The sequence below is a fragment of the Candidatus Oscillochloris fontis genome, from assembly GCF_004138135.1.
Classification (GTDB): domain Bacteria; phylum Chloroflexota; class Chloroflexia; order Chloroflexales; family Chloroflexaceae; genus Oscillochloris; species Oscillochloris fontis.
The window spans coordinates 1-10,110 of the sequence record NZ_RYFD01000077.1; the positions used below are offsets into that span (position 1 = coordinate 1).

Sequence of the window (10,110 nt, forward strand, 5' to 3'; positions counted from 1 at the left end):
CGCTACGGGCGACGCAAGGAGCATGATCTGGCACGAAAGACCGTCTTTATCCGTACATACGTACTGCGTAAGGTGAGTTACCCATGGTAAAGGCGCGTCCGCGCACCGTCAGCGCCAGCGAGGTTGCATTAGGGTGGATCGCATAGGCATCGAGGAAATGATCGGGGTGGACAAAGCGACGCTTGCGTTGCGGTTGGGGGCTGTGCAGTTCAACCGGAATGATACGGCGCTGATCGGTGGTAGGATCGAGCACCCAGAGATCGGCCCCGGCGTGGTAGACGATCAGACGTCCATCGCTGGAGGGGTGGCGCACGTAGAAATCGGCGTGATCGGTATGGCGGTGTAGATCGCTCCCATCGGCGCGGCAGGAGTAGATATTCCCGACGCCCTCGTGGTCACTGACAAAGAAGATGCGCTCGGCGATCCAGATCGGTGCAGCGAGATTGCCATCCAAGCGGATGAGGCGTTGCCAAGCATCCTGGCCATGGGGATCAACCCACAGATCGCCGGTGCGCCCACCGCGATAGCGCTTCCAACGCGAGAGATCGGTGACATTGCGGGCGATCACGGCGGCACCATGTGGCCCGTAGCTGATACTAAACGCCGGGCCAGTTGGGAGGGGACGCGGCTCGCCACCCTGATGGGGCACTGTATAGAGTTGGGACATCCCGGCGAAGGGCTGGCTGGCCTCACTTGAGAAGATGATCGCCTGACCATCGGGCATCCAGCCCACCACCTGGGTACGCTGGGCACCCAGGAATGTGAGACGACGGGCGGGGCCACCGATGGCGGGCATCACATAGACTTCGGGGACACCCTCATCGCGCCCGGTAAACGCCAACCAGATCCCATCGGGAGAGAGGACAGGCCGCAGCGCCTCGCCGGGGTTTGCGGTCAACCGTCGGGCCACCCCACCTGCGACCCCGACTGACCAGAGGTCGTCCTCACACACAAAGACCACCGTGTCGTTGTGAATTGTTGGAAAGCGGTAATAGCCCTGGGTCATACACTTCTACTCACACTATTGGCGCATCTCCACTGATGTGCCCTATGCAATTGTAGCACTGTATGTGTCACATCGCCCTAATACATAAACTCCCCAATCTGGTAGAGTGTCACACGAGTACCGGGGCCAACCACCCGCCGCACCTCGGTCTTCAGGTGGGCAATCTGGGCATTGAGGGCGGCGGTATCGAGGTTTGCGCTGCCGGCGGCAGCCAAGGCGCTGGCGTAGGTGCCTTGTTCGGGTACCACCAGGGGTGAGAGGTAGACAATATCGCCGACACCGAGCTGCATTGCTTCTAGGGTGGCCAGTGAATGGATGACGTGCTGATTGGCGAGGCGCGTGCCACCGGCTCCGGCGAGCAAGATCACCCCCACATGAATCCCAGCCGCCTTGATCATTTGCACCGCCTCGACACACGCGGCGGGGGAGCCGGGCTTGTTGAGCAATTGGAAGACCGCATCGTCGCCGGTTTCGAGGCCAATATAGACCCGGCGCACCAAGGCGTCTTTCAATTCGCGGTAGTCATCTATACTCTTCTGCTCAGCACCAAAGATATCGAGGAAAGCATAGATCCCTTGCAGGGCATCGTGGCTATTGAGGGTAAACTCCTGATGCACAATCTGGATCAGTTCGCGTAAGCGCGCCTGAGGAATGATCAGCGCATTCGCATCACCCAAAAAGATCGAGCGGCGCATACTGATACCCGTACCCAAGAAGGCTTTTACTTGATGTACATGGCGCTGGAACTCATCGGGAGTCTTGATACGGAAGCGGCGGTCGAGATAGAAGGTGCAGAAGCTACAGCGGTTCCAGCTACAGCCCTCGGCGGCTTGCAACACAATCGAGAGATACTGATCGGGAGGGAGGATACTAACTGGTTGGTAGATGCTCTGAAAGCGGATGCGTTCATCGTTATAGCGGCCCATATTCCAGGCCAGGATGCGCTCCAACCAACTTGCTACCTCTTTGCTTTGATCCGCCAGGCCCAGATCGCGCAGTTGGGCCACATGGGCTAAGACCAAGGCAATCAGATTGTGCGCCTCCGCATCGCTCAACCGCTGGCAGAGCTTGGAGCGATTGGGCAGCACCTGCTTCTTCAGGATCGCACCACTTAAGCCGCGTTGATAGTTCACTCCTTGGCGAAAGGCACTGAGTAGACGCCCTTCAGCATCAAAGGCGTAGGTACTATGCAGATCTTCCGAGATTGTCAGGAAGTGAGGCTGGAGATTGATATAGAGGTGGCGCTGATCTGCCGTAACCATCTTTTGAGCCGAACTCATGACACACGCTCCCATCCTAAGACCATAGGCGCACCGTTGCGCTTGTTTCATCATACCATCTTAACTGCCTAACAACCATAACGAATGATATAATAGATAGCTATAACGCCGTCGTGATAGTAAAAGGAGTATCTTGTCATGGCCTCAACCGAAAGCCTGATTGCGATCTTCGAGGCGATTACTCAGAATCTCCAACGCGACCAACAGAGCCTCAACACGCTCGACCGTGATGATGGTGACAGTGGCGACAACATGGTCTACAACTTTGCGTTGGTCACCCAGACTTTACGCAAGGTGATCACCCAGGAGCGCGTGGCCGATGTGGGGGCCGCGCTCAGTCAGGCGGCGCAGGCATTACAGGAGCAAGGGAAGGGTGCAACCGCACCGATCTACGCAGCGGGTTTCCAGGATGCCGCCAGCGAACTGAAGGGCAAGGACAGCTTTGATCTGGGTGATTTGATGCCGCTGCTTCAGGCGTTGCTTGGCGGAATGCAGAAGGCCAACTAGGCCAAACCGGGGGAAGGTTCGCTACTTGACGCGATTGTTCCGGGGGTGATGGCCTATTTAGAGGCTAAGAATGGCGGGCAATCGGATCTTGAGGCAATTCTGAGCGGCTTATTGAGTAGCCGTCGGGGGGCGACCGCCACCGCCGGTACGGCGACGGGCTATGGTAAGGGGGCCGGGCGCGACACTACCGGCGAGGTTGATCCGGGGGCTGCGGGGGCGGCTTCGATGTTGGAGGGGCTTTTCGGGGCGTTGCTCCAGAGTGCGTTGCGCAACCAGAACCAAGCCCCCGTGCCCGCCCAGCCCGCACCGTCGTCCCAACAACCCTCTACCACCAGCATGATCCTGGATGTGCTCGGTGGCCTGTTCCGTGGACGCTAATATGTCGCAAACACTCACACCTAGCGAACATCGAGTCTTGGCCGCGATAGATATGGATGGATTGATCGCCTACCTAAAAGATCTGGTAGCGATACCGAGCTTGGGTGGCACGCCCGAAGAGAATCGTGCCCAGGAGCATGTTGCGGCGCAACTGGCGTTGATAGGCTTAGAGGTTGATCGTTGGCAAATTGATCTGGCGGCGGTGCAGGCGCACCCGGCATGCTCGTGGGAGGTACCGCGTGAGGCGGCGCTAGGGGTGATGGGAACCTTGCCTGGGGTTGGCGGTGGGCCAAGCCTGCTCTTGAACGGCCATGTGGATGTGGTACCGGCGGGGGATGGGGCCAGTTGGCGCTTTCCACCCTGGCAGGCGACGGTAGAGAACGGGCGGATCTATGGGCGCGGAGCACTCGACATGAAGGCGGGGCTGTCTTGTGCGATCTTTGCAGTCAAGGCGATCCGTGATGCGGGGGTGCAGTTACGCGGCGATCTGTGCATCCAGAGTGTCGTTGGCGAGGAAGATGGTGGCTTGGGCACACTGGCCAGCCTGCTACGTGGGCATCGGGCCGATGCGGCGATCATTATCGAGCCGACCGAACTGCGGGTGGCACCGGCGCAAGCCGGGGCGCACAACTTTCGCATTACGGTGCGCGGCATGGCGGCGCATGGCTGTGTCCGCGAAGAGGGCGTCAGTGCGATTGAGAAGTTTGTTGCTATCCAATACGCGCTGCTTGAACTAGAGCGCACCCGGAATGCCCGCGATACTGGCCCGCTCTTTATGCACTATGAACTGCCCAACTCTATTTGCATCGGCACGGTGCGGGCGGGCGGTTGGCCCTCGTCGGTGCCTGATACCTTAGTGGCCGAGGGTCGCTACGGGATTGCGGTGGGTGAAGATCCGCTGGCGGCGCGCCACGAACTGGAAGCGGCGGTGGCACGTGCGGCAGCGGATGACCCATGGTTGCGCGATCATCCGCCTGTGGTGGAGTGGTGGGGTGGCATCTTCGATCCGGCTGCTATCCCGGTTGATCATCCAATTGTTACGGAGTTGGCTAATGCGCTCACGGATGCGACTGGTGCACCGGCCATCCTCAATGGGATGACTTACGGATCAGATATGCGCCTCTTGGTCAATGAGGGCCACATCCCCACGGTGCTCTTTGGCCCCGGTGATATTCGGCGTGCCCATTGCCCCGATGAGTATGTGGATATTGCTGATCTCCGCGCTGTGACCCGTACCCTCGCGCTGACTGCGTTGCGGTTCTGTGGCTTGGTGTAGGTTTATTATACGAACGCTTCTTTTTGTGAGGGCAGACTGAAACGTTGCTCTAGCTGTCGTTTCAGCCGTATGCGGCTGCTTTCATCCAGATAGAGATCATCGGTATTGATGGTGATCACCGGGATGCAGGCTAGGACGGGGTCAGCCTCTAGTGTTGCCTGGGCTGAGAGACCATTTTCAAGGTTTGGTAAGTGGGGATCAATGATGATCAACTCCGGCTGAAGATCACGGGTCAGCCGGATGCCGCGTAGGCTACAGGGGGCATGGACAATATGGACATGCTCTGGAGCAAGCAGGTAGTTAAACATGGTTCCTGCGGCAGGATTATCGTTGATAACCACCACAATCTTTGCTCCAGCTGCGTCTATTGCGCATGCCGCAGGCCCAGGTTGCGTGCTTGTGGGTTGGATTCGCTGCGGATCATAACTCGTTTGGAGGCACAGCGGCAGGCGTATCGTAAAGATCGAGCCAGCCCCCAACGTACTCTGGACACTAATTTCACCGCCTAACACCTCACACAGGCGTTGGCTCAGCGCGAGGCCCAGCCCGGTGCCCTCGTAACGCCGGTTGAGCGCTTCATCCACCTGCACAAATGGGTCAAAGATACGTGGGATTTGGTGCTGATCAATTCCAATACCGGTATCGGCAATGTGGAAGATCAGCGTTGGCACAGTATCTTGATGATCATAGATCGTTGTGAAGGTAATCTGACCATCCTCGGTAAATTTGGCCGCATTATTCAAGACATTGAGGATGATCTGGCGTACCTTCGTCCCATCAGTGATCACGATGGGGATATCGGTGGGGCAATCAACATGGAACGCATTGTGGTTGCGTGACATCAATGGACGCACTATCGAGGCAACTTCGGCCACGAGATCGCCAATATTGACTGGGTGTATATCCATATGACGCTGGCCAGAATCGATGCGTGAGAGTTCAATCACGTCATTGATCAATGCCAGCAGGTGCGTCCCTGACGTATAGATATGGTGCAGATCGCTCTTGACACCAGCATAATCACCAACCGCCATCAGTTGTTCGAGCAACTGGCTATAGCCAATGATCGCGGTCAGCGGGGTACGCAACTCGTGGCTCATCATCGAGAGGAAGGTACTCTTGGCCCGATTGGCGGCTTCGGCATCTTCCTTGGCGCGCAGTAAGGCTTCAGAACGATGACGGCGCTCGGTCACATCCTGTACCACCCCCAGAATCTGGGTTGGTTGGCCCTGTTCGTCACGGGCAAAGACGGTATCCCGGCGGAGTAGCCAGAGGCGCGATCCATCGGCTTGGTATACCCGATATTCGCGGCTACAGACATGCATGTCGGCTGCATTGGCGATCTGGGTGAGGTAGGCATGGCGTTCGGCCAACTCATCGGGCTTGAGATCCGCATCGTGCTGGTTTCCAATGATAGCCACAGGTGAGATTCCGCCTGGCCCCTGCTCCATGTTGGCATAGACGACCTGATCAGTTTGCAGATCATAGACATAGATCATGTCGGGGGTTGCTTGGGCCACCCGCTGAATGAAGTGTTCGCGATCCTGAATGGTGCGCACCGTCTCCCATTGGCGTATCGTCACCGCGATCATATCCGCCGCATTGCGCAAAAACTTGATCAATGGTGCATCCCAGACTTGCTCGGTGCGGCTACTACTGGCACGTAAGATACCCCACCAGCCATCACGACCATAGAGGGGCAGCAGGAGCAGATTTTTAATCCCTCCGGCATTCAGCGTCTGTACAATGGTAGGGGATGCTGCAAAGAGTTGTGATACTGGCCCAGATATCAATTGTCCAGCGATCAACTTATCCCGTAGGTGCGGAATATTCGACCAAGGGATACAGTAATTGATTGGGAAGGGTGGAACATCGGCGTGGTGTTCTTCAGCAACAATCCGGGCGGCGAGTTCTCCATTGGCATCAACGATATTCTGGCAGATGTCAATCCGCGCCACTCCGCCTGCACGCCGCAACATACCGAGGATACGGTCAATCAGTGCGGAGTTGTTGGTAGTGGGTTGACTGCCGCGCAGCAGGAGTTGGGAACAATCGGAGAGTACCTGTTGGTAGCGCGATTGGCGTGCCTGATGGGTAATATCACGTAGTACCAGCAACCATCCCAGCGGGCTATCGTGACCATCGTGCAAGGCGGTAATATCTACCTCAAGGATGATGGGGGGATATTGATCGAGACGAATCTCGGCCCGGCCACTCAGATCGGTGACGGCGATGAGTTTGGCGAGGGCGGGTATGATGCGGTCTATCGGCTTGCCGATGATGGTTGAGTTAGGTTGTTGGAGCAGTTGGCGTGCTTGGGGGTTGGCATCTAAGATTCGACCCTTGACATCAGTCACTAACACTGCGTCGTGCATCTGCTCGATCAGAAGTGTGCGTGCAATCGGCACAGCCTCAAGCTTTTGTTTGCGAACCAGCGCTCTAGTGAGGATGTCCGCAGACAGATCGCCCAGCCAAGAGAAAAACGAAAGCGGCATAAGGTCAACTTGTCATGTGATCCAGAGATGGGTGTCGTCAGACGGGGGTAACACGCACGTTCCCACGAGCTATGATAGCAGAAATATCCTTGATTGTCTGTGGTTTCTGTGTGTCAGTTCAGGGCAAAAGAGCGTGAGGAGGTGCTTATGGGTGGTCGTGAAGCCTGCTACAATAGCGCAGGGTATGGGCCAATTTGGGAGGCGACTTGCCGCCCCCGAATCTCCAATGGCAGTTTTATGATAGGGGAGCACAATGTATACCGAGCGTGCCCGTGAGATCCTGTACGAGTGGGTGAAGAGCGAGAGTTTGCGCAAGCATTGTGAGGCGGTAGCGGCATGCATGGAACACTTTGCGCAGCGCACCGGGGCGGATGCTGACCTGTGGGTGGCGGTGGGTCTCTTGCATGACATGGATTTTGAGCAGTACCCGCACATGCCCGAATCTGGCCCGGCAACCACCGCCATCTCCGAGGCGTTGCTGGCGGGGGCCGCGCTCCCCGATCCGCTGCCGGGCCATCCGTTCTATGGCGTGGCCCACCTACGTGAGACGGGTTGGTCGCCGGAGGTGTTGCGGGCGATTATGAGCCACGCCGACTACAGTGGGATTACGCCCGAATCGCCCATGGAGCGCACACTCTACGCGGTGGATGAGGTGAGCGGTTTTGTGACTGCTGTGGCGTTGGTGCGCCCGGATAAGAGCATTCATACCGTCGAGGTTGCTTCGGTGCGCAAGAAGATGAAGGATAAGGCGTTTGCGGCCAAGGTGGATCGGGCGGGGATGATCCATGGGGCCGAGGTGATCGGGATGCCGATTGAGGAATTGATTGCCGAGGTGATTGCAGCGTTGCGGGCGGCGGCGGATCGGTTGGGGTTGGCGGGGGTGTAGGGGGTGTAGGGACGCAAGATGTTGCGTCCCTACATGAGACGCAACATCTTGCGTCCCTACACCGCCATACGCCGATATTGACGTTGGGCCGTCTGGTAGTGCCCAAGCAGTTCGTCCATGACGTGGCTCCACGAACGACGCTCGGCTGCGTGTCGCCCCGCCGCGCCCATCGCCGCACACTGTGCCGGGTGTTCGAGCAGCCGCATGATCTGTTGGCGAAGCTCAACGGGGTTGCCCGGCTGGAAGAGTGCCCCCGTCGTGCCATCGCGTACCAGATCAATCGCCCCGCCCGCCTGCGCCGCGACGACCGGCAAGGCTGAGGCCATCGCCTCCTGGATGACTTGGCCAAAGGTCTCGGTGTCGGAGGGGAAGACGAAGAGATCGGCGCTGGCGTAGGCGGTTGCCAACGCTTCACCGCGCAGGTAGCCACAAAAATGTGCCGGTGCTCCGGCGAGGCGTTGTTCTAGGATCGGGCGCGCCGGGCCATCCCCGACTAGAACAAGGCGGGTGTTGGGGAGGCTGGGAAGTACTTCAGCAAGCAGATCAATCCGTTTCTCAGGTGCCAGCCGCCCAACATAGAGCAGGATGCGCTCATCAGCGGTTGCCCCCACCGCCGTGCGCCATGCGTGGCTGCGGTGGCGGGGGTGGAAGCGCTCGGTATCTACCCCGCGTGACCAGAGGCGCAGGCGGCGGAAGCCATGGGTGCGCAAGTCACTGATGGTTGCCAGTGAGGGGCAGAGGGTGAGGGCGCAGCTATTATGCACCCAGCGCAGGTAGCGGTAGGCGAAGTTGCGCAGGAAACCCAGCCCGTAATGGGTCGTATAGGCGGGGAAATCGGTGTGGTAGGCACCCACCAGCGGCACGCCGAGTTGGCGTGCGGCGTGGCGTCCGGCAACCCCCAAGGCCATGGTGCCCGCCAGATGCACAATGTCGGGTTGGAAGCGGCGCAGTTGTGCGGTGAGGCCGGGTTGGGGTGGGGTGAGGCGCAGTTCGGGGTAGGCGGGCAGCGGAACACCGCGTAACGGAACGATCTCCGCCCCGGCGTAGCTAGTCTGGCTGGTTTCAGGAGCGATCAGCAGTGCCTCGTGGCCATGATCGCGGAGGTGTTCGAGCAGCCGACAGAGTGTGGTGACAACACCATTCACATTGGGCAGGAAGGTCTCGGTGATCAGCGCAACGCGCATGCTGGCCTCCGTTATGAGCGGATTTTGGTTCTCGTATGCGTAATTGTTCACACTTCCCCTCGTATTCATGTTTTGACGCAAAGCCTTCAACCGTAACTGTTCACACTTCTCCTAGCTTCCAGTTTTTGACGCAAAGACGCAGAGGCGCAAAGCCTGCAACAAAACCTTTGCGTCCTTGCGCCTTTGCGTCAATACGAGATTTCTTTTACCCCAAGTGTGAATAGTTACCTTCAACCAAACCTTTGCGTCTTTGCATCAACAAGAGGTTTCTTTTATCCCAAGTGTGAACAGTTCTTAGTATGCGCGGGTGGGATTGTGAAGATACGATGTGCAGGTTAAGACGGGGCTAACAGTGGGCTAACCATAGGCTATGGGCTGGTACAATAGTTGGCATGAATGATCTACACCCAGCACAGCGCTACCCCATCCCGGCTGGCCCGGCGCGCGCCGAGATTGTGGTGATCAACTCGCGCTTTATTGCGGATGCCGCGCCGACTCCCGACCTTGCGACGGCGAAGGCATTCATCGCCGCCACTCGCGCCGCGATGCCCGATGCGCGCCACCACTGTTTCGCCTACCTGATTGGCTATGGCTCCAGCGTCACGGCGGGCATGAGCGACGACGGCGAACCCTCCGGGACGGCAGGCCGCCCGATGTTGGCGGTGTTGCGCGGTGCCGACTTGGGTGATGTGACGGTGGTGGTGACGCGCTATTTCGGTGGGACGCTGTTAGGAACCGGGGGGTTGGTGCGTGCCTATAGCGATGCGGTCAAGGCGGTGTTGGCGGTGCTGCCACGGGGCGAGCGGATCACCATGCATGCGCTACTGGTGCAGGCGAGCTATGCCGATTATGCGGCTGCCCGCCGGGTGATCGAGGCCCACGCCGGGACGATAAGCGACGAGGAGTTTGGGGCCGAGGTCTGTTTGACGGTGAGCCTACCCCAGGCGCATGTGGTCGCCTGTTGCGCCGCGTTGGCCGAGGTGAGCGCGGGGCGGGTTATTGTATTGTAGGGGCGCGTCGCGACGCGCCCTATACCCCTCAAGCTACGCGATGTGGTGTCATCAAAACGCTGGAAATCATCGCCCCCCAACCAACACG

General features: G+C 58.5%; 7 protein-coding genes and 1 pseudogene. 4 read left to right on the top strand and 4 right to left on the bottom strand.

Going from position 1 to position 10,110, the window contains the following annotated elements:
* Window positions 1-46 precede the first annotated feature (46 nt).
* Together EKD03_RS17425 and EKD03_RS17430 are read right to left on the bottom strand one after the other, a co-directional pair.
* Window positions 47-1,006, bottom strand: coding sequence for a hypothetical protein (locus EKD03_RS17425; RefSeq protein ID WP_238613569.1), 960 nt, complete (start codon window positions 1,004-1,006; stop codon window positions 47-49).
* A gap of 77 nt (window positions 1,007-1,083) precedes the next feature.
* The gene (locus EKD03_RS17430) at window positions 1,084-2,286 is read right to left on the bottom strand and encodes a radical SAM protein (protein WP_129633616.1); all 1,203 of its coding nucleotides are present in this window, start codon (window positions 2,284-2,286) and stop codon (window positions 1,084-1,086) included.
* 138 nt (window positions 2,287-2,424) lie between these two features.
* Here EKD03_RS17430 and EKD03_RS18890 point away from each other — a divergent pair.
* Window positions 2,425-3,171: pseudogene (locus tag EKD03_RS18890) on the top strand (DAK2 domain-containing protein).
* A 1-nt stretch (window position 3,172) separates the two neighbouring features.
* The gene (locus EKD03_RS17445; protein WP_129633619.1) at window positions 3,173-4,447 is read left to right on the top strand and encodes an ArgE/DapE family deacylase; all 1,275 of its coding nucleotides are present in this window, start codon (window positions 3,173-3,175) and stop codon (window positions 4,445-4,447) included.
* A gap of 5 nt (window positions 4,448-4,452) precedes the next feature.
* Here the strand turns inward: EKD03_RS17445 and EKD03_RS17450 are convergent, their stop codons facing one another.
* The gene (locus tag EKD03_RS17450; RefSeq protein ID WP_161569301.1) at window positions 4,453-6,855 is read right to left on the bottom strand and encodes an ATP-binding protein; all 2,403 of its coding nucleotides are present in this window, start codon (window positions 6,853-6,855) and stop codon (window positions 4,453-4,455) included.
* A gap of 340 nt (window positions 6,856-7,195) precedes the next feature.
* On the opposite strand from EKD03_RS17450, the gene EKD03_RS17455 reads away from it, so the two are divergent.
* Window positions 7,196-7,828 (top strand): HDIG domain-containing metalloprotein, encoded by a 633-nt coding sequence (locus tag EKD03_RS17455; RefSeq protein WP_129633621.1) that lies wholly within the window; start codon window positions 7,196-7,198, stop codon window positions 7,826-7,828.
* Between the two features lie 56 nt (window positions 7,829-7,884).
* Here the strand turns inward: EKD03_RS17455 and EKD03_RS17460 are convergent, their stop codons facing one another.
* A complete protein-coding gene (locus EKD03_RS17460) occupies window positions 7,885-9,012 on the bottom strand; it encodes a glycosyltransferase family 4 protein (RefSeq protein ID WP_129633622.1) in 1,128 nt (375 codons plus the stop codon).
* A 392-nt stretch (window positions 9,013-9,404) separates the two neighbouring features.
* Between EKD03_RS17460 and EKD03_RS17465 the strand changes: the two genes are divergently transcribed.
* Entirely contained in the window at window positions 9,405-10,022 is a 618-nt protein-coding gene (locus EKD03_RS17465; protein ID WP_129633624.1) for a YigZ family protein, read from the top strand.
* Window positions 10,023-10,110 lie beyond the last annotated feature (88 nt).

What these genes read in the sequence shown, in the direction of transcription:
- EKD03_RS17460 (WP_129633622.1), bottom strand. Translation starts at nt 9,012, where the DNA reads ATGCGCGTTGCGCTGATCACCGAGACCTTCCTGCCCAATGTGAATGGT.
- EKD03_RS17430 (WP_129633616.1), bottom strand. Translation starts at nt 2,286, where the DNA reads ATGAGTTCGGCTCAAAAGATGGTTACGGCAGATCAGCGCCACCTCTAT.
- EKD03_RS17425 (WP_238613569.1), bottom strand. Translation starts at nt 1,006, where the DNA reads ATGACCCAGGGCTATTACCGCTTTCCAACAATTCACAACGACACGGTG.
- EKD03_RS17465 (WP_129633624.1), top strand. Translation starts at nt 9,405, where the DNA reads ATGAATGATCTACACCCAGCACAGCGCTACCCCATCCCGGCTGGCCCG.
- EKD03_RS17445 (WP_129633619.1), top strand. Translation starts at nt 3,173, where the DNA reads ATGTCGCAAACACTCACACCTAGCGAACATCGAGTCTTGGCCGCGATA.
- EKD03_RS17455 (WP_129633621.1), top strand. Translation starts at nt 7,196, where the DNA reads ATGTATACCGAGCGTGCCCGTGAGATCCTGTACGAGTGGGTGAAGAGC.